The organism is Pseudomonas sp. AP19 (assembly GCF_001728855.1).
In the GTDB taxonomy this organism is placed as follows: Bacteria; Pseudomonadota; Gammaproteobacteria; order Pseudomonadales; family Pseudomonadaceae; genus Aquipseudomonas; species Aquipseudomonas fluorescens.
On record NZ_LXJP01000002.1, the window covers coordinates 62,336 to 80,530 of the forward strand.

An 18,195-nucleotide genomic window follows, 5' to 3' on the forward strand; every position below is an offset into this window, starting at 1 on the left:
CTTGCCTGGAAGCCACTCGCCATCTACCGGATAATGCCACCTCGCCTTTCGCCGATAAGGACATCCCCTGCCATGAAGTTGCCCGCCCTCCTCCTGGCTGCTGCCGTATTGCCGTCACTCGCCCATGCCGACGCCGCCGCCCTGACCGACACGCTCAAGGCCTTCACACGCTGCGACGCGAGCTTCTTCTCCAGCCTCAACACGCACCGCGATGCCTGGCAGGCCTATGCCCCACTCCAGCAGGACAAGGCCTTCACCTGGATCGCCGTCAGAAACCGCGCCGACCGCCAGGCCAGCCAAGTGCCGATCAGCGCGCCGCCCATCGCCGGCTTGAAGCTGTTGTCGTATGCCGATGAGGTCACCAACCTCGGTCCGTTGGGGCTTTACTATTACTGGGGGTTCATTGTCGACGGTGGTGTTGACGAGGTTGCCCTGCGCCTCGCACCGCTGCTCGCGCAACCGGAGTCACTGCAAAAAGGCGCCAAGGAATACACGCGCAGCGAGCTCAAGGTCGGCAACGCCTGGCGTGCGATCAAGCCCCAGCCGGGCAAGGCGCCGGGAACACGGCAGGTGGAGCGCGTACTGATCGTGGAGCCGGAAGGCACGCAAGGCACCCAATCGCGTGTCAGCTGTTCGGTACAGGGCGGCGTGAATGCCGGGGTGCTGGCGCAGCTGCGTCCGGACATCGCGCCGGTCGACTACCCGCGCACCCAGGTCGAGCCCAGTTTCACTGAGGTCGACGTACCGGCCAACGTACGCCAGCGCCTCGACTCACCCCTGCTGCAACCCAAGTTCAAGACGTTGAGCTACCGCTACGTTTCCAAGCGGGGCGATGGCAGCAAAGACCTGCCCGTCTCGGTGACCTTCAAGGCACAGGGTGGCTTGCTGGTGAAGAACGAGGCTTATGGCAATACCTTCGACGTGGATCGCCTGACGCAAGCCGACCTGATTCAGTTGAAGTCGAAGATGAACGGCGTGGGCGATGGCCGCGTGCTGCAAACCCGCGACATCGAGCTGAACGTGCCAACCCGCTGGGCCCCCGGCCAAACGCTGAGCGCCCGCCTGCAGATGGTGAATGTTCCCGCCCAGCCGACCGATAAGCCCTACGACACCTCGTTGACCTGCACCGTCGGCGAGCGTATCCCGGCACGCCAGGTATTCGCATCGTTGAACGGGGATGCCATCAAGCTGGCATGCGACCAGGGCGACTACAAGACCTCACGGGTGTTTATCGAGGACCTGGGCGTGGCCCTGACGCTGGAGTCGACGTCGAGCGACACGCACTATGTGAACGAATTCATCGCGCTGACAGTGGAGCGCTGACCTGCCCTCGATCTCCTTAAGCTCACAGCAATCACTTTATATTTCACACGCCTAAGACCAGAACAATGTCCTACAAACAAAATGAAAATGGTTACACCGGTGAAACGCGATCAAAGGCGTTGTTATCTAACGACTTCTGGATTCTGACAAGGTCTGTCGATGCAGACTCGGCAGACATTATCGTACAAGAGAAACAACGATCAAAAGAACACGCAATCCACAATAGAGCCCACACCCCGGCACTGGGCTATGTCCAATCAAAATACTTTGAAGGGCACAACCAGGTCAAAATACACAGGAACTATGTAGACGACCCCATAACGCCTTTCAGGAAAGGCTATTTCGCACTCATTCATACTAATGACGAGCACGAGAGACACGTGCACTATTTTTTTACCGCGCAAGACATACAAACCCACTGGTATTTCAACGACAAAAAAGACCACTACTGCTTTTCCCTGACCGCAGACAGAGATTACAGCGAATTCAAAAACCTGTTACCCAAAGCAATAAGAGAACAGATACAGTCTGGAATAAAGGATTTGAAATACTCAGTGGAAAGCCTGATATGGCGGGACTTTATTGCGCTGAACTCAAACACCCGGTGCCTGGGTTCGCCCGCGGGGCAGTACATTCTCACTCGCCCTCATGGTTGCCCTACCGCCATTTACGTAGCGCCCAACGGGCAAGCGTCGCCGCTTGATCCTAGAAAAGACCTGTTCCCTTACTCCGGCTTTTTTGAATGGGGCTATAACGGCACTGGCCCCAACTTTCTGGCCATTTCATTGCTCGCGCACTTCTTTGGCGGGGACATCCCCGACAACGACTCCATCGACGCGCTTAAATACAATTTAATTTCACACCTTGAGCGCTTCAACAAAGACGACATTATCATTGACTCCGATAGAATTCTAAGAGCCCTCGCCTATGTACCCGACTCGCCGGTCGATCTGAATTCACACCCCACGCTTCTAAGCCTCTACAACGAGGCGCAAAACAGATACAAAAAATACGTTTAAACCTGACAACTTTCCCAACACCAAAGTATTGAGGTTATCAGCGTAAAGGGCCAGGAAAGGGAGATGCAGCTCGCGTGCAGTGAACATGCTCTCCCCCCTGCCGTGCCTATTGCCTAGGCGTCTCTATTTGGCGAACGCGTATTCCCCACCTTGCTCCACCGCCTTTTGATAAGCCGGGCGTGCCTGGAAGCGTTGCACCCAGGCGGCCAGATTCGGGTAGGCCTGCAACTTGCCCTGCGCCTTGGCGATTTCGCCGATAAAGCTCATCTGGACATCTGCGCCACTCAGTTCGTCACCGACCAGGTACGGCGTATCCGCCAGCACGTCGTTCAGGTAGCCGAGGTAATTGGCCAACTCCGATTCGATCCGCGGATGCAAGGGTGCGCCCGCTTCACCCAATCGGCCGACGTAGAGGTTAAGCATCAGCGGCAGCATGGCCGAGCCTTCGGCGAAGTGCAGCCATTGCACGTATTTGTCGTAGGTGGCGGTAGCAGGATCAGGTTGCAGGCGGCCTTGGCCGTGGCGGCGAATCAGGTAGTCGATGATCGCGGCGGACTCGATCAAGACGAGGGCACCGTCTTCGATGACCGGGGATTTGCCCAGCGGGTTGATCGCCTTGAGCTCAGGCGGCGCGAGGTTGGTTTTCGGGTCGCGCTGGTAGCGCTTGACCTCGTAGGGCAGGCCGAGTTCTTCGAGCAACCAGAGGATACGTTGCGAGCGTGAGTTGTTGAGGTGGTGGACAGTGATCATGAACGGCTCCATTGGGCAAACACCAGGGTGTGTAAGAGCAGACTACACCGCCGGCAGGGAGTGCCCTTAAGAGAATGCACAACCGCGCTCAATGTTGCCGATGTGGCGAGCGGGTTTGCCCCGCCCCCCCCAATCAATAGGCGGCCCGCTGGGGATCGGCGCTCAGTCCAGCCGGAACCGCGCGGTGTTTTCACTCAACGCCTGACTGCCTTTGCTCAGGGTATCGGCTGCCTGGTTGACGGCCCGCGCACCGTCGAGCAAGCGCCCTGCGGCCTGGTCGACTTGCTGGATATTGCCGCTCACTTCATCCGCCGTCGCGGCTTGTTCCTCTACCGCTGTCGCAATTTGCGCCAGGGTGTCGGTGACGTTTTGCACCGCGCTGGCGATCTCGCCCAGGCGTGTGCCCAGCCCGGTGACAGACTCCGCGTCAGTCAGCGCCTGGTCGCAGGCGGCGCTCATCAGGCTCACGGCCTGGCTCACGGTCGCGCGCAGGCTGTCCACCGTGCCGGCGATCTGCGCCGTGGAGGCCTGGGTGCGTTGCGACAGGCTGCGCACCTCGTCCGCGACGACGGCAAAACCCCGGCCTTGCTCACCGGCGCGTGCAGCCTCGATCGCGGCGTTGAGCGCCAGCAGGTTGGTCTGTTCGGCAATCCCGCGGATGGTATCGACCACCGATTGAATCTGCTGGCCCTGCTGGCTCACTTGCTCCAGGGCGTTAGCCGTGTCGGTCAGGCGCTGGTTGAGTTGCTGGATGCTGGCCGTGGTGCGTTGACTGTCACGGCTGCTGTCTTCGGCAATGCGCCGCGTCTGCTGCGCGCTGCCCGAGGCCTGTTCGCAGCTCCTGGCGACGCCCATCGAGGTGGCCGCCAGCTGCGTCGCGGCGGCCGCAATCTGGCTGATCTGGTGCTGCTGGTCTTCGACTTCGGAGAGCGTGCTGCCCGATTGCGAATTAAGCGTAAGCACGGCTGAGCCGAGTTGCTGGGTCTCGTGGTTGACACCCAACAGGCTGGTGCGCAGTTGCAGCACCGCAACGTTGAGCGCGGTGCTGATCGCCGCCAGTTCGTCACGCCCTTCTACCGCCACTTCCACGCACAAGTTGCCGTCGCGCAACGACTCGGCAAGCAGGGTGATGCCACTGGCGCTGCGCCGGATCGAGGCTTGCAGGCAGCTAAACAAGTACAGCGCGGCCAAGGCCAGCAGGCTGAACGTGGCCGCCACAGGAATAAACTGCCTGAGTGAGCGGTCGTGGTAATAACTCAAGCGCGCATCCAGTGAGTGCAGCGACTGGCTGCGCAGCGCACCCAACGTGCCCAGCATGCTGTCGACACTACGGTCGAAGGCGGCGCTGTCGAGCTTGATCGTGCCGCCAAACACGCCGTCGTCCAGGGTTTTCAGTTCGCTGTCCAGCAACTGCAGGCTGCTGTCGTATTGCGCTGCCCACGTCTCCAGCCCCGGGTATGGCTTGGCTTTGAGCGAAGCGGCGGCTTTGACCAACTGGTCGCGTGCATCGCCGATACGGCTACGCAGGTCACGCATCTGCAAACGGCTTTGCAGGGTGAACTGGCCGGACGCAATGGACGACTGCCCAACGCTTGCCGTGCGCCCGATGCGCTCGATCAAGTCCGGCGTGTGCTGGCTGGAAATCTGCATCAGCAGGTAGGTTTCCAGCCAGGGATCGAGGATCAGCCCGGCGTCCACGGTGATCTGCTCGCGCAGGGTTTGCATGGCGGTCAGGGCAGTGGTGAAGCGGTCATAACCGTCCGGCCACCAGCCCACGGTGCGCAGGGACTGCGTGTCCATCCCCTTGACCGTCGCCTGCAACGCCGCAAAACGTGCCAGCGTGTCGACACTGGCGTTCTGGGCCTTGAGCGTATCCCCCAGGGTTTGCAGGCTTTGCATAATGACCGGGTTGCCGGCATCCACCTTGTCCATCGCCGCCTGGGCGGCGGGCGTCGGCGTGTGCTGGATGTCCAGGGCTTTCCAGCGGGCGGCCTGGTTGCGTTGCGCGGTCAATTGGCCATCCAGTGCGTCGAGCGCCAACAGTTGGCGAACGCCGGACTGCTCGCTGGAAATCACCGCGAGTTTGTCGCGGTAATCGTGGCCGATCATCCACAGGCTCCCGGCCAGGGGTAGCATGAACAGGAAGAACAGCACCTGGAACTTGCGCGCGAAACCGAAACGGCCGAGCAAGCGGATACCGGGTGATAGAAGAGTGTGCATGGCTGACCGCTCCCGAAAACAACCTGGAAATGACTAGAAGCAAAATGCCATGTCATTGATTAAGTTGGCTCAAGCAAGATACGGGCCGTTGGTGCAGAGGCCGTAGATAGGCAATGCGGCGCGGCGCAGGTGCACAGGCGTGCGCGAAAATGGGGCGAAAGCACTCAATGGGCAGAGTGAAACGGTAACTCGCCCCGCCATCACCTGACGCACGCCCCGATACGCGTGCTTCAGTCCGTTGCTTTAACGAGCATGTACTGGCTGAAATTATTAATGTGATCGTCCAGGTTATCCTCCAGCATCATCCGGTACTGATCACAGAAATACTTCAGCATCGCTTCCCGTGCTTGGGCCATTTCAGCGCCGGATTTGAAATTGCGCGCGCTGGCCCAGGCGTTGAAGCGCGTGGTGCCGAACATCATTGAAGCGCTGACCTCGCCGAGGTTTTCGCAGGTTTTAAGCTGTTCGTTCGACAGTTCGATATGGGCGTCTGCACGGTCGTAGAAGGCTTGGTCGGTGGCGTCGGCCATGATCGGGTTCCTGGAGGGCAAATGAGGCCGCTATTGGAGCATATCCGGCCGGCGCCGAGGAGACGCCTCCGGGGAGGCGTCTTTGAACCTCACATCAAGGCCAGCACCAACCGCTCAAGCCCGATGCCGAAACCGGCGCCCTCTCGATACGCGCCGCCGCCCACGACTTGCTGTTGCGCCCCCAACGTCGGGCAGCGCACTTCGAAGCCATTGCCTTGCAGGTAGTAACTCAACCCGCGCTTCACCGCCAGGTTCAGCTCATAGTCGAGCCCCAGCGTATTCAAAAACCCGCTGCAAAGGGCCTGGCTGCGCTGCAACGCCAACCCAGGGTCGGGGCTGAGAATCTCCAGGCCCAGCTGGGTGAATTCGCGATAGCGGCCGGCTTGCGGCCGTTCATATCGGTAACACCGTGCCACGTAGAAAAACATCGCCTCTGCTCGCCCATTCAGCAAAACGGCGCTGCGTTCCTGGAACAGCGCGGTGGCTTCCGGGATCAGGCAGCACGGGCGGCCTGCCTTGTCGGCGAAGGCCCACATCTGCCCGATGATTTCACTGCCGCCGGCTTTTTCGATAAACGTGTCCTGGCCCCACAGCGCGGGGACGATGGCTTCTTCAGCGCCCGCTTCGATGAAGATAGCTCCGGAAGCGGCCCTCAATTTCACGCATCATTTGCGCTTCTTTACCCGTCACAATTCGCGTTCCGCGCAGCATGGTCATGTGTTGAATCTCCATTTTTTCAAGGCAATAAAAAAGGCGCCGTGGGCGCCTTGGGGGGTGGTTCATTGAGTGATCAGAGGTTCTGATCAATCCGTGAGCACAAGCAACCGCGGCACCTGAGGGAAGGTCCGTGATGATGATGGCGGTTGCTTGGCGAAAATTCAGTCATGGGCTGATCCTGGCACAGTCCTGGGAACCATGACAAGCCAACAGCGCAGTAATCCAGCGTATGTGCTGGGCGATCTCTTCGCGCTTGTGCTCCGGCACGGCTTGACGCGCCTGCTCAAAGCCGGCCAGGGTCTTCTGCTTTTGGCGCAGCGTGCGCTGCCATTTGGCCAGGAACACCGGGCTACGCGCCTGCAGGTGCAGCGGGCCGAAGTACAGCTGTTCGGCGCTGTAGGTGACCGGCTCGGCGCGCTCGGCGACGATGATCTCGTAGTAAAACCGGTTTTCCCGCAGCAGCTCCTCATGCAGGATCGGGTAGCCGCTGTCCATCAGCCACCGGCGCAAGGGTTGCTCGCCACCGTTGGGTTGCAGGATCAGGCGTTCGCGGCCACTCAAGTGCGCCGCGCCGCTGGCGAGGATGTCGCGAATGGTCTCGCCGCCCATGCCGCAGAGGCTGATCGCGGTGATGCCGTCGCCTGGCTCGATGGCCGCCAGACCATCGGCCAGGCGCACGCGGATGTGCTGTGCCAGGCCGTTGTCGCGCACCGTGCGCTCGGCTGCGTAAAACGGTGTGGTCGCGACCTCCCCCGCCACCGCCGCCGTGATCACACCACGGCGCATCAGCGCCACCGGCAGGTAGCCGTGATCCGAGCCGATATCGGCCAGGCGCGCACCCAGCGGCACCTGCGCCGCCACGCGCTCCAGGCGCATGGACAATGTGTGTTCGTTCAACGGTTGTTCCTTATCACCACAAATTTACTCACCCGAAAACCGGTCCCGGCTGTTGGTCAGGTGCAGCACCATGGCCGCCCGCGCCGCATCAGGGTCCTGACGCTTGATCGCATTGAAGATCGCCTCATGCTCCAGGTTTGCCAACTGCCCCAACTTGGCGAAATCCGCCCCGCCGCGTTCAACGCCCTTGACCTGAGTGCGCGGGATCATCGCATTGCCCAGGTGCAGCATGATCTCGGTAAAAAAGGTATTGCCGGTGGCCTCGGCGATCAGTTGATGAAAGCGTTTGTCCTCTTCCACGCAACTGTCGTGGTTGGCGAGCGAGGCCTGGTAGTCGTTCAGCGCCTCGCGCATGCGCGCCAGTTGCTCGTCACTCCGGCGCAGGGCGGCCAGCGCCACAGCCTGCACCTCAAGGCCCAGGCGCAGTTCAAGCATGTTACGCACGCTGGCGACGGTGTCCACATGCAAGCGCAAACCCTGCTGGGCATGCGGCTCCAGCACGAAGGTGCCGATGCCGTGACGCGTCTCCACCAGCCCGGAAGCCTGCAGCTTGGAAATCGCCTCGCGCACCACCGTGCGGCTCACGCCGTGCTCAAGCACGATGGTGGATTCCGACGGCAGTTTTTCACCCGGTTTGAGCTGCCCGAGCAGGATGCGCTGGGTCAGCGCGTCGACCACGCCCTGGGCCAGGTTATTGGGGCGTTTACGCACAAGGCTTGGGTTTTCAATGGGCATCATCGGCGTCCACGGGGTTGGGCTGATGGGAGCTTAACACCCTGTTTGGCGGCGCCGCTGGGTTGATTGATAAAGCACTCAACTTGTATGACAACCAACCTTAATGGGGCACACGCCATTTTCTGTACCGGCAGGTGCTCGCCCGCCTGAACCCTCTCAAAAAAAGCAGAAAAGCCCTTTATTTATTGGCTAATAACCAATAAACCCAGTCAGCCAGCGGCCTTATAAGAACAAATACATTGCCGAGCGGATTGCGAATTCGCGAAATCAACTTGTATGATGTCTATCAACAAAACACGCAAACCCGCATAAAAATAAATCAGGGGGAGTTTTGAATTGTGAACAATTCAAGCCATGCATCTGTCGCTTCAGAACGTGATTCGGTCCTCACGTGCGCCGTGAGTAAAGTGAAGGGCCACGTGCTCCCGCTGTTCGTGATCATGTTCATCCTCAACTACATCGACCGAGTCAATATCGGCTTCGTGCGTACGCACATGGAGCATGACCTGGGCATCGGCGCAGCCGCCTACGGCCTCGGCGCCGGGCTGTTTTTCATCGGTTACGCGCTGTTTGAAGTGCCCTCCAACATGCTCCTGCAAAAGGTCGGCGCGCGAATCTGGCTGACCCGCATCATGTTCACCTGGGGCATCGTCGCCACATTGATGGCGTTCATCCAGAACGAAACCCAGTTCTATGTGCTGCGCTTTCTGTTGGGCGTGGCCGAGGCCGGCTTTTTCCCTGGGGTGATCTACTACTTCACCCGCTGGTTGCCGGGTGTGGAACGCGGCAAAGCGATTGCGATCTTCCTCAGCGGCTCGGCGGTTGCGTCGCTGATCTCCGGCCCATTGTCGGGGGCCTTGTTGCAAATCGAAGGCTTCGGCTTCCACGGCTGGCAATGGATGTTTGCGATTGAGGGCCTGGCGTCCGTCGCACTGGGGTTCTTCGTGTGGTTCTGGCTGGACTCCAAACCCCACGACGCCCAATGGCTGAGCCGCGAAGAACAGGACGCACTGGTGGGCGCCATCGACCAGGAACAGCGCGCGCGTGAAGCGCTGACCAGCGTCAAACCGACCCTCGGCAAGCTGCTCCAAGACCGCCAGATCCTGCTGTTCTGCGCCTTGTATTTCTGCATCCAGCTGACGATTTACGCCGCAACCTTCTGGCTGCCGAGCATCATCAAGAAGATGGGAGACCTGAGTGACGTGCAGGTCGGCCTGTTCAACTCGATCCCCTGGCTGATCTCAATCATCGCCATGTACGCCTTCGCTGCGCTGTCGGGCAAGTTCAAGTTCCAGCAAGCCTGGGTCGCCGCCGCGTTGTTGATTGCCGCAGCGGGTATGTTCATGTCCACCACCGGCGGGCCGATCTTCGCCTTTGTCGCGATTTGTTTTGCGGCCATCGGTTTCAAATCCGCTTCGTCGCTGTTCTGGCCAATCCCCCAGGGTTACCTGGACGTGCGCATCGCCGCCGCCGTGATTGCGCTGATCAACTCCATCGGCAACCTGGGCGGCTTCGTGGCCCCAACCACCTTCGGCTTTCTGGAACAGACCACGGGGTCGATCCAGGGCGGCCTTTACGGCCTGGCCGGCACCTCGGTGCTCGCCGCGATCCTGGTGTTCTTCGCCAAGACCTCGCCCTCTGCGGTGTTGACGTCACACAGCGGCGGGCCCACGGGCGCCCCGCTCAGCAAACCTCTTTAAGCTTATTCAGGAACTTGCCATGACCACGTCCAAGTCACCCATCGTCACCCATTTCCAAGTCATCCCGGTGGCCGGCCACGACAGCATGCTGCTGAACCTGAGCGGCGCACACGGGCCGTTCTTCACGCGCAACATCGTGATTCTCAAAGACAGCTCGGGCAACACCGGCGTCGGTGAAGTGCCCGGTGGCGAGCGCATTCGCGAAACCCTGGAAGACGCGCGCAGCCTGGTGGTCGGCCAACCCATCGGCCAGTACCAGCGCATCCTCAACCAGATGCGTACCACCTTCGCCTCAAGGGACGCCGCCGGCCGTGGCCTGCAAACCTTTGACCTGCGCATCACCATTCATGCCGTCACCGCCATGGAAGCCGCGTTGCTCGACCTGCTGGGTCAATTCCTCGACGTGCCGGTGGCCGCCTTGCTCGGCGAAGGCCAGCAGCGCGACGCGGTAAAAATGCTCGGCTACCTGTTTTACGTGGGCGATCGCACCGCCACCGACCTGGCCTACCGCAACGAGGCCGACGCGGATGACGCCTGGTTTCGGTTGCGTCACGAAAAAGCCATGACCGCCGAGGCGGTGGTGCGCCTGGCCGAAGCCGCCAAGGAAAAATACGGCTTCAACGACTTCAAGCTCAAGGGCGGTGTATTGAGTGGCGATGAAGAAATCGAAGCGGTGACGGCGCTGGCCGAACGGTTCCCGGATGCCCGTATCACCCTCGACCCGAACGGCGCATGGTCATTGCAAGAAGCCATCCGCCTGTGCCGCGATCAACACCACGTGCTCGCTTACGCCGAAGACCCCTGCGGCGCGGAACATGGCTACTCGGGCCGCGAAGTCATGGCTGAATTTCGCCGTGCCACGGGGCTGAAAACCGCGACCAACATGATCGCCACCGATTGGCGCGAAATGGGCCACGCCATCCAACTGCAATCGGTGGATATCCCGCTCGCCGACCCGCACTTCTGGACGATGCAAGGCTCGGTGCGCGTGGCGCAGATGTGCAATGACTGGGGCCTGACCTGGGGTTCGCACTCCAACAACCACTTCGATATTTCCCTGGCGATGTTCACTCAGGTGGCGGCAGCGGCGCCGGGCGAGATCACCGCCATCGACACTCACTGGATCTGGCAGGACGGCCAGCGCCTGACCCGCGAGCCGCTGAAAATCGAAGGCGGCTACGTGAAGGTGCCGGCCAAGCCAGGCCTGGGCGTGGAGATCGACATGGACGCCGTGGCCAAGGCCCACGCGCTGTACAAAGGCATGGGCCTTGGGGCACGGAATGACAGTGTGGCGATGCAGTACCTGATTCCGGGCTGGGTCTTCAACAACAAACAGCCTTGCCTGGTACGCTGAGCCCTTCGTCCATGGCAGCCAAGGCCAGCGTCACCAGCTCCTTGCGCTGCATGGCGAGCCCCAGCACCGCCAGCGCTCCTTGCCAATCGAGCGAGAGCAGCAGGCTCAACTTTTGCCGGCTGAGCAACGGCCCTGCCAGCCAATAGCTTTTGCGCTCGCGAATGCTGATGGCGTTCAACAACCAGTCTTCACTTTGCGTCGCCAGCCATTGTTCAATGGCTGCGCGATGCCGCTGGATCAACGCCTGCGCATCCCACACCGTCATCTGCGCGATAAGCCGCGGCACGTTACGCGTGGCACTCATCTGTTTCATATCGGCTGCCAGGGCGTTCACCAGGTCGGCCTCGATCGCCACCTGGCATTCGCTGAAATAGCGCACCGGCCAATCAGCGGACAACCCCGCCCGCTGCGCGAGCACCTCGTATGCCCAGATATCCAGGGCGGTGGTCATTTTCCCGGTGAAGTTCAGGGTATTGTCCAGAATCGCCGTGGCCAACAATGCCGCGCTGTGTCGGCTGATCTGCGGCATCAGGCCGGATTTTTCCCACCGCTGGAAGACCAGTGTCGCCGCTGCGCCGATTGCGCGGATATCGGCACCCGCGCCCAGCTTTTGCGCCCAATGGACCTCAAAGCCGGGATGATGGTCGATGACTTCCCGCACCTGTTCCAGCACCACACTCGGGTCGAAGTGATGGTAGTCGGAGACGTCCACCAACACGAACTCATCGCCGGCCGTGGGCCGGTATTCGTCCAGCGCCGCGTTCCAGTCGAGCACGCTCTTGCAGATACTGAAATTCAACGGTGCGCTGCTCACCGCACGCGCTTCAATGCCCTGGCGATTAAGCAGTTCGGCGTACGCAATACAGCAGGCGTACGCATCGATGTCCAGATAGGCCGAGCCGGAGGTCACTACCCTCATGATTGAATCTCCTTGAAGTGCAGCTCAGGCGCAGTCAGTTGCGGGGTGGTTCGGGGCTGAGGAAAATCGCATGAGCGCGTGACAAGAACATGACGGCCTGCACAAAGATACGCTGAGCGCTGCCTTTTGCTGGCTATTGCCCGTTTTGCCGTGGCAATTTTTTAAGTGCGCTCGTTGCAACAGGTTGCACAGTGAGTTCCACGCCCAACGCCAGCATCAGCTTCTTGATGGTTTCAAAGCGCGTTTTTGAGCCGCCCTTGAGGGTTTTATACAGACTCTCCCGATTAACCCCTGCCGCCTCGGCAACCTTGTTAACGCCTTGGGCCTTGGCCACTTCGGCGAGCGCCTTCATGAGTATCTGCGGGTCTTGGGACTTAAGGCTTTGCGCCAGGTAAGCGCTGATGATTTCGGGGCTGTCCAGGAAGCGCGAAGCCTCATAGACATGGGTGCCTGATGTATCGAGATCGAGGATCGGCATGTCCTCGGGTTTGAATGTCGATTTGCTCATTTCATTGACCTCTCAGGGCATCGAGTATCTCTTTTGCCCGCTTGATTCCTCGCCTCTGATCGGTTTTATCGCTTCCCCACAGCATCAGGTAAGCGGTGATTCCCGTGCGCACAAACTACACCCTGTAGCCGGGCCCGACGAAGACACGCATTTCACTCAATCCATCGCCTACGGGTTCGCAATCGCCAAAATTGTTTTCCTCGGCTCGATCCAGCCGGGTCAGAATTGCAGTTTTTCCCCAAACATCCCTCGTACCGTCGAGCCATGTATCAAACTCCGGCGTCCTGCCGATCAAATTAGTCACGCTTCACCTGTAGCCTACTGGCTACTCCTTGCTGATGCCAGTGATTTTTTATTCCGGCGCTTACCGGAATAAAAAACCCTAGCCCAGCCCCCGTGCCATCAAGCGGTCAATACTATTAGCGCTTGTTTCCCTCGCGTTTAAAGCGCCCGATCAAACAACGGCGTCACGTCATACCGCTGTTTGAGCATCTGCGCATCCACCAGGAAATCCGCCGTGGCCTGAGCCTCGCTGACAATCGTTGGCGAGATCGGCAGCACCTTGATCGCGTCACGCTTGAACCACACCTTGGCAATCTCCGGTGCGGACTGGTTGGCCTTCGACCATGCCTCGGCGTACTCATCAACGTGCGTGTTACTCCAGACCCGAGCACGCGTCAGGCGCGCGACAAAGTCTTTGATGAGCGCGCTTTTTTGCGCCAGCGCCGGTTCATACGCAACGATGTAGGTCGGTGCGCTCATCAAGCCCTTGGCAGTGCGGATCAGCGTGCTGCCTTCTTTCTCTTGCAACGACACATAGGGTTCCCAGGTGCCGAAGGCATCAATGTCGCCTTGGGTCAGTGCCAGGCTGGCTTCGGCCGGCAACAGGAATTTGAAGGTCACGCTGTTGCGCGGTACGCCGGCTTCATCCAGCGCTTTATAGGCCAGTTGCTGGCTCCATGAGCCGTTCCAGATCGCGACAGTCTTGCCTTTCAGGTCGGCCACCGAATGGATGCCTTTGCGCGCGACGATGCCCACACCGTCAAGGCTGGTCTGGGTACTGGCCACCACTTTCACTGGCGCCCCATTAGCGGCGAGGCTGATCACCGGGGTGTCGCCGACAATCCCCACATCGAGCGCACCACTGGCAACCGCCGAGGCCACCGGGGAGCCGGTGTTAAAGCGCTTGAAGTCGATTGTGTACGGCAGGTCTTTGAGCTCGCCCGACAGTTCCAGGACGATGCGATTGGAGAAAAACTGATCGCCCACCGTCAGGGTCTGGGGCTCTGCCGCCGAGGCTGACGGGCCGTGCAGCGTTAGCGAAGCCAGGCCCAGCAGGGCGAGCAGTGTTTGACGATTGATCATGAAAGGCATCCACACGGTTAATGGCTGACTCAACCATCTGTGTGCATGCAGTCTGGTGAAGAGGGAAAGGTTTGGTCGGTCGCCGAGTGTGGCGCCCCTAGAAGCTATCGCAATAAAGGCGCGGTGATTAATACTGTTGAGCACTATCGATAGAACTGCCACGCAGCTCGATAGGTTTTTTCCGTATTAAAAACTTTGCCCGCTCTGAGTTAGGGTGACGCCACCAGACCACTGGACCCCGCGCCTGAATCCCTTTCTGCAAGGTCCATTGCATGTCGACTCCCGCTTTGAATATCTGGGGCTGTGCGCCCTCCGCCCGTTACGAACAACTGGCCGCACCGTTTCGCCCACTGTTTGCGCAGATCCTTGCGCAAGCCGCCGAGGCTGATCAAACCCGCGCCAGCCTGACCACCGTCATCCAACAACTGAATAAACTCGGGTTGCCCCGTTGGCGCTTACCCGTGAGTGAGGGTGGCCAGGACGCGACCCTGGTTGAACTGCTCGCGCTGCTCACCGAGTTGTCCGCCGCCGACTCCAATATCACCCAGGCCCTGCGCGGGCATTTTGGTTTTTGCGAGGACGTACTCTGCGCCAAGGACCGCGACTGGCGCGCCAAATGGCTGCACCGACTCGGCCAGGGCGTGCTGCTCTCCCCCGGCAGCACGGAAGTCGGCAACCAGGCCCGCGGCGATTTCGAGACCCGCCTGCACCGCGATGCACAGGGCAGATTGCGCATCAGCGGCAAAAAGTTCTACACCACCGGCGCGCTCTACAGTGACCTGATCAACACCATCGCCACGGGCGAGGACGGCACGGTGTACAGCGTGGTAGTCGACCTCAACGCCCCTGGCGTGCAGATCATCGACGACTGGAACGGCTTCGGCCAACGCCTCACCGCCAGCGGTACGTGCGTCTTTGACAACGTGCCGGTAGAAGACGACCTGCGCCCCACACACCAGCGCTTCGGTTACGGCCAATCCTTCTTCCAGATCTACCACCTCAGCACCCTCGCCGGCATCGCCCGCCGCGCGGCATTGAGCGGTGCGCAAGAGCTCAGCCAGCGCGCCCGCACCTTCACCACCGGCAACGCCGACACCGCCGCGCACGACGTGCAACTGCTGCAAGTGATCGGCGAAGTCGCCAGCCAGGCGTATGCCGCGCAAGCCATCAGCCAGCAAGCGGCGCAGCGCCTGGAGACGACTGCGCAATATGTGATCGCCCACGAGCAACCGCTGCATGACGACGACCCGCAGGTGGCGCTGGCGGAATTGGAGGTGTGCCTGGCGGTGAACCCGGTGGTCGACGCAACGCTCGCCGCGACCACCGCGCTGTTCGACGCGCTGGGCGCCAGTGCAACGGCGAGCAACAAGGCGCTGGACCGGCTATGGCGCAATGCGCGCACATTGGCGAACCACAATCCACGGGTGTACAAGTCGCGGATTGTCGGCCATTACCTGGTCAATGGCGTGCTGCCGCCGGCGCAGTGGCGGGTGGGTGTGGCCAAGGCTTGAGCCTTGCTCGGTTGCAGCCACACCACCGGGCAAAGGTGCTCAGCCGTGCATGGCTTCGGCAGGCGTTGAAGTCAGCGGCTGACAAATGCCACCACCCGCGCGAGCATCCGATCACACGCCGCCAACTGTTCCAGGCTGATGAATTCATCCGGCTTATGCCCCTGCGCCATACTGCCCGGCCCGCACACCACGGTCGGGATACCGGCCTGATCAAACAACCCGCCTTCAGTGCCGAAGGCCACCGTGCCATACGCCGCCGAACCACAAAACTCGGCAACCCAGGCCGCCGCCTGGCTTTCGGCCGAGGTGGCCAGGCCCGGGTAACTCGACAGTTCGCTGAAGCTGATCGCGCACTGCTCGCTCACTGCCTGCATCGCCGGCAACACGCGGTGTTCGGCGTAGCCGCGTAACGCGTCCGCCACGTGCCAGGGGTCCTGGGCTGGCAGCGCGCGCACTTCAAACTCAAACGTGCAATTTTGCGGGACGATATTCAGCGCTTTGCCGCCGTTTATCAGGCCGGTTTGAACCGTGGAAAACGGCGGGTCAAATCGCGGGTCAAGGTGCTGCGGCGCCTTGAGCGTTTCACCGAGGCGCACCAGTTCACCGATCAACTGCGCGGCGTATTCGATGGCGTTGACCCCGGACGGCGCGTAGGCCGAATGGCATGCCGCACCATGCACTTCGCAGCGCAACGCCAGCTTGCCCTTGTGACCCAGCACCGGCTTGAGTTCGGTCGGCTCACCGATCACGCACAGCAGCGGCTTGACCGGCTGCGCGTGGAACCTCTCGATCAACGCGCGTACGCCCAGGCAGCCAACCTCTTCGTCATAGGACAGCGCGATATGCACCGGCATCCGCAACGGCGCCTGCACCAGCGCCGGCACCTGAGCCAGTACACACGCGATGAAGCCCTTCATATCGGCCGTGCCACGGCCATACAACTTGCCGTCCTGTTCCGTGAGGTCGAACGGCGCGACCGTCCAATGCTGGCCATCCACTGGCACCCCATCCGTGTGGCCGGACAACACAATGCCGGGCAGCCCGGCCGGGCCGATGGTTGCCAGCAGGTTGGCCTTGCTCTTTTGCTCATTGAACAGCAGCTCAGAGGCCACCCCGTGGCCTTGCAAATAGGTGCGCACGAAGTCGATCAAGGCCAGGTTGGATTCACGGCTGGTGGTATCAAAGCGCACTAGGTGCGCCAGCAGCTCACGGCTGTTGCTCATCGGTCATCTCCCGGCACCGCATAGCCCGGTGCGTGTTGCGGGTTGATGGCGCGGTCGATGTAGTCCTGCAGTTGGCCGCGATAGGCCTGCCAGAGTTGGTCGAGGGCACCGATCGGGTCTTCATCGGCCCAGTCCACACGCAAATTGACGATCGGCCATAGCAGGTCATCGACCACCACCAGGGCGGCCGAATGCACCGGGCCGGCCTCGCCGCCGCTGGCCTGCCCGGCGTGCAGTGCGGCCAGCAAGCGTTCGGCAAGCTGCCCGGGGGCGCGTTCGAAAGCACGCACCATGGCGTCGATCACGCCAGCATCAGCCAGCATATTGCCCGCCGCCACGCACTGCTCACCGCTCTGCGCCGCATGAAGGCCGAGGGTGTGTGCACCGCTGAAATGCGCAGTACGGCCGTGATGATCAATCACCGTGACCTGGCGATATTGGCTATGTGCCTGACCGGCGATGACCTGCGCCAGCGCCTCACTCGGCGCCACGCCCTGCCCGAGCACGTCGAGAATCTGCGGGCCCAGGCTCGGCAAGGTGATGTTCTGCGACGCCACCGCGCCCACACCGGGGCGCAGCCACGGGCAACGCGCGCCCACGGCAATGCTTGAAGAGCTGATCGCAATGCCCAACTGGCCGGTCTCGGCGCAGCGAGCCACAACGGAAAACGTCATAAAAAAGCCCTCAGTCGAGCACCGAAGGGTCGGCGTCGATCATCAACTGCTTCATTTCTTCAAAGTGCTGCCGGGAAAAATCCGCGATACCTTCCCAGCCCCGTGCGGTTTTTTCCGCCACTTCATCCGACAGCACCCGCAGCGGCTGGCCGGTGGACCACGCCGTCACCAGAATCTGGCAGGCCCGCTCCAGGGTCCAGATGTCGTCGAAGGCCTCACCGATAGACGCCGCCGTCACCATCACACCGTGGTTACCCATCAACAAACGACGTTTGCCATCGAGCAAGCCGGCCAGGCGCGCGCCCTCGGCTTCGGTGTCCGCCATGCCGCCATACAATTCGTCCACGGCCACACGGTTGAAGTACCGCGCGGTGTTCTGGTCAATCGGCGGCACATGCGGCCTGGCCAGGCACGCCACTGCCGTGGTGTAGACCGGGTGCAAGTGCAACACCGCGCGGGTTTGCGGCAGCAGGCGGTGAATCTGCCCGTGGATGGACCAGGCGGTGGCGTCCACATTCGGGTGCTCGGCGCTGGCAGGATCGTCGGCGTTCAACAGCAACAGGTCACTGGCACGCATACGCGAAAAGTGCTTCCACTTCGGGTTGAGCAAAAACTGTTTGCCATCGGCCGACACGGCGGCGCTGAAGTGGTTGGCCACCGCTTCGTGCATGCCCACATGCGCAATGATGCGAAAGGTCGCCGCCAGGTCGATGCGCGTCTGTTCTTCAAGGGATAACGCCATGAATCGGT

The 18,195-nt window shown here is 61.0% G+C and carries 17 protein-coding genes and 1 pseudogene; 5 read left to right on the forward strand and 13 right to left on the reverse strand.

From position 1 onward, the window contains the following. The first annotated feature begins 72 nt into the window (after positions 1-72). Positions 73-1,323: a hypothetical protein gene (locus A7D21_RS02225; RefSeq protein ID WP_069550981.1), complete on the forward strand. Its 1,251-nt coding sequence runs from the start codon at positions 73-75 to the stop codon at positions 1,321-1,323. Positions 1,324-1,388: 65 nt separating this feature from the next. Beyond that, on the forward strand, positions 1,389-2,342 hold the full coding sequence (locus tag A7D21_RS02230) for a DUF6166 domain-containing protein (protein WP_069550982.1): 954 nt from the start codon (positions 1,389-1,391) through the stop codon (positions 2,340-2,342). Positions 2,343-2,465: 123 nt separating this feature from the next. On the opposite strand, the gene A7D21_RS02235 is transcribed toward A7D21_RS02230, so the two are convergent. From A7D21_RS02235 to A7D21_RS02260, 6 genes are all read right to left on the reverse strand, one after another. Then, complete coding sequence (locus A7D21_RS02235; protein WP_053257127.1) at positions 2,466-3,092, reverse strand: glutathione S-transferase family protein; 627 nt, start codon at positions 3,090-3,092, stop codon at positions 2,466-2,468. 162 nt (positions 3,093-3,254) lie between these two features. Continuing rightward, on the reverse strand, positions 3,255-5,312 hold the full coding sequence (locus A7D21_RS02240; RefSeq protein ID WP_069550983.1) for a methyl-accepting chemotaxis protein: 2,058 nt from the start codon (positions 5,310-5,312) through the stop codon (positions 3,255-3,257). Between the two features lie 230 nt (positions 5,313-5,542). Further along, the gene (locus A7D21_RS02245; protein WP_069550984.1) at positions 5,543-5,842 is read right to left on the reverse strand and encodes a DUF3144 domain-containing protein; all 300 of its coding nucleotides are present in this window, start codon (positions 5,840-5,842) and stop codon (positions 5,543-5,545) included. Positions 5,843-5,931: 89 nt separating this feature from the next. After that, a complete protein-coding gene (locus A7D21_RS02250; protein WP_053257130.1) occupies positions 5,932-6,504 on the reverse strand; it encodes an ATP phosphoribosyltransferase regulatory subunit in 573 nt (190 codons plus the stop codon). Between the two features lie 220 nt (positions 6,505-6,724). Continuing rightward, positions 6,725-7,456, reverse strand: a complete 732-nt coding sequence (locus A7D21_RS02255) for a tRNA (adenine(22)-N(1))-methyltransferase TrmK (protein WP_069550985.1) — start codon at positions 7,454-7,456, stop codon at positions 6,725-6,727. 24 nt (positions 7,457-7,480) lie between these two features. Continuing rightward, positions 7,481-8,191 carry a FadR/GntR family transcriptional regulator gene (locus tag A7D21_RS02260; protein WP_053257132.1) on the reverse strand — a complete coding sequence of 237 codons (711 nt, stop codon included), beginning with the start codon at positions 8,189-8,191 and terminating at the stop codon, positions 7,481-7,483. A 338-nt stretch (positions 8,192-8,529) separates the two neighbouring features. Between A7D21_RS02260 and A7D21_RS02265 the strand changes: the two genes are divergently transcribed. Further along, positions 8,530-9,891, forward strand: a complete 1,362-nt coding sequence (locus A7D21_RS02265; protein ID WP_069550986.1) for an MFS transporter — start codon at positions 8,530-8,532, stop codon at positions 9,889-9,891. A 19-nt stretch (positions 9,892-9,910) separates the two neighbouring features. After that, positions 9,911-11,245, forward strand: coding sequence for a glucarate dehydratase (gene gudD, locus A7D21_RS02270; RefSeq protein ID WP_069550987.1), 1,335 nt, complete (start codon positions 9,911-9,913; stop codon positions 11,243-11,245). Here gudD and A7D21_RS02275 read toward each other — a convergent pair. The 4 genes and pseudogenes from A7D21_RS02275 to A7D21_RS02285 form a co-directional block, all read right to left on the reverse strand. Then, complete coding sequence (locus tag A7D21_RS02275; protein WP_069550988.1) at positions 11,214-12,164, reverse strand: DHH family phosphoesterase; 951 nt, start codon at positions 12,162-12,164, stop codon at positions 11,214-11,216. The genes gudD and A7D21_RS02275 overlap by 32 nt on opposite strands. Before the next feature lie 133 nt (positions 12,165-12,297). After that, a complete protein-coding gene (locus A7D21_RS02280; RefSeq protein WP_064453295.1) occupies positions 12,298-12,672 on the reverse strand; it encodes an addiction module antidote protein in 375 nt (124 codons plus the stop codon). Position 12,673: 1 nt separating this feature from the next. Then, positions 12,674-12,976, reverse strand: a pseudogene (locus A7D21_RS34125) (type II toxin-antitoxin system RelE/ParE family toxin). 137 nt (positions 12,977-13,113) lie between these two features. Continuing rightward, positions 13,114-14,037: an ABC transporter substrate-binding protein gene (locus tag A7D21_RS02285; RefSeq protein ID WP_053257137.1), complete on the reverse strand. Its 924-nt coding sequence runs from the start codon at positions 14,035-14,037 to the stop codon at positions 13,114-13,116. 272 nt (positions 14,038-14,309) lie between these two features. Between A7D21_RS02285 and A7D21_RS02290 the strand changes: the two genes are divergently transcribed. Then, the gene (locus tag A7D21_RS02290) at positions 14,310-15,548 is read left to right on the forward strand and encodes an acyl-CoA dehydrogenase family protein (RefSeq protein ID WP_053257138.1); all 1,239 of its coding nucleotides are present in this window, start codon (positions 14,310-14,312) and stop codon (positions 15,546-15,548) included. 71 nt (positions 15,549-15,619) lie between these two features. Here A7D21_RS02290 and argE read toward each other — a convergent pair whose 3' ends face one another. The 3 genes from argE to A7D21_RS02305 are packed head-to-tail and all read right to left on the reverse strand — an operon-like array spanning position 15,620 to position 18,187. Further along, positions 15,620-16,771 carry an acetylornithine deacetylase gene (gene argE, locus A7D21_RS02295; protein ID WP_053257139.1) on the reverse strand — a complete coding sequence of 384 codons (1,152 nt, stop codon included), beginning with the start codon at positions 16,769-16,771 and terminating at the stop codon, positions 15,620-15,622. Further along, the gene (locus A7D21_RS02300) at positions 16,768-17,445 is read right to left on the reverse strand and encodes a DUF1028 domain-containing protein (RefSeq protein ID WP_053257140.1); all 678 of its coding nucleotides are present in this window, start codon (positions 17,443-17,445) and stop codon (positions 16,768-16,770) included. Before A7D21_RS02300 ends, argE begins: the two co-directional genes overlap by 4 nt. A gap of 10 nt (positions 17,446-17,455) precedes the next feature. Further along, the gene (locus A7D21_RS02305) at positions 17,456-18,187 is read right to left on the reverse strand and encodes a class II aldolase and adducin N-terminal domain-containing protein (RefSeq protein WP_053257141.1); all 732 of its coding nucleotides are present in this window, start codon (positions 18,185-18,187) and stop codon (positions 17,456-17,458) included. Positions 18,188-18,195 lie beyond the last annotated feature (8 nt).

Bases quoted from the DNA above. Each gene is read 5' to 3' on its own strand.
- A7D21_RS02225 (WP_069550981.1), top strand. From the start codon at position 73: ATGAAGTTGCCCGCCCTCCTCCTGGCTGCTGCCGTATTGCCGTCACTC.
- A7D21_RS02230 (WP_069550982.1), top strand. From the start codon at position 1,389: ATGTCCTACAAACAAAATGAAAATGGTTACACCGGTGAAACGCGATCA.
- A7D21_RS02235 (WP_053257127.1), bottom strand. From the start codon at position 3,092: ATGATCACTGTCCACCACCTCAACAACTCACGCTCGCAACGTATCCTC.
- A7D21_RS02240 (WP_069550983.1), bottom strand. From the start codon at position 5,312: ATGCACACTCTTCTATCACCCGGTATCCGCTTGCTCGGCCGTTTCGGT.
- A7D21_RS02245 (WP_069550984.1), bottom strand. From the start codon at position 5,842: ATGGCCGACGCCACCGACCAAGCCTTCTACGACCGTGCAGACGCCCAT.
- A7D21_RS02260 (WP_053257132.1), bottom strand. From the start codon at position 8,191: ATGCCCATTGAAAACCCAAGCCTTGTGCGTAAACGCCCCAATAACCTG.
- gudD (WP_069550987.1), top strand. From the start codon at position 9,911: ATGACCACGTCCAAGTCACCCATCGTCACCCATTTCCAAGTCATCCCG.
- A7D21_RS02275 (WP_069550988.1), bottom strand. From the start codon at position 12,164: ATGAGGGTAGTGACCTCCGGCTCGGCCTATCTGGACATCGATGCGTAC.
- A7D21_RS02280 (WP_064453295.1), bottom strand. From the start codon at position 12,672: ATGAGCAAATCGACATTCAAACCCGAGGACATGCCGATCCTCGATCTC.
- A7D21_RS02285 (WP_053257137.1), bottom strand. From the start codon at position 14,037: ATGATCAATCGTCAAACACTGCTCGCCCTGCTGGGCCTGGCTTCGCTA.
- A7D21_RS02290 (WP_053257138.1), top strand. From the start codon at position 14,310: ATGTCGACTCCCGCTTTGAATATCTGGGGCTGTGCGCCCTCCGCCCGT.
- argE (WP_053257139.1), bottom strand. From the start codon at position 16,771: ATGAGCAACAGCCGTGAGCTGCTGGCGCACCTAGTGCGCTTTGATACC.
- A7D21_RS02300 (WP_053257140.1), bottom strand. From the start codon at position 17,445: ATGACGTTTTCCGTTGTGGCTCGCTGCGCCGAGACCGGCCAGTTGGGC.
- A7D21_RS02305 (WP_053257141.1), bottom strand. From the start codon at position 18,187: ATGGCGTTATCCCTTGAAGAACAGACGCGCATCGACCTGGCGGCGACC.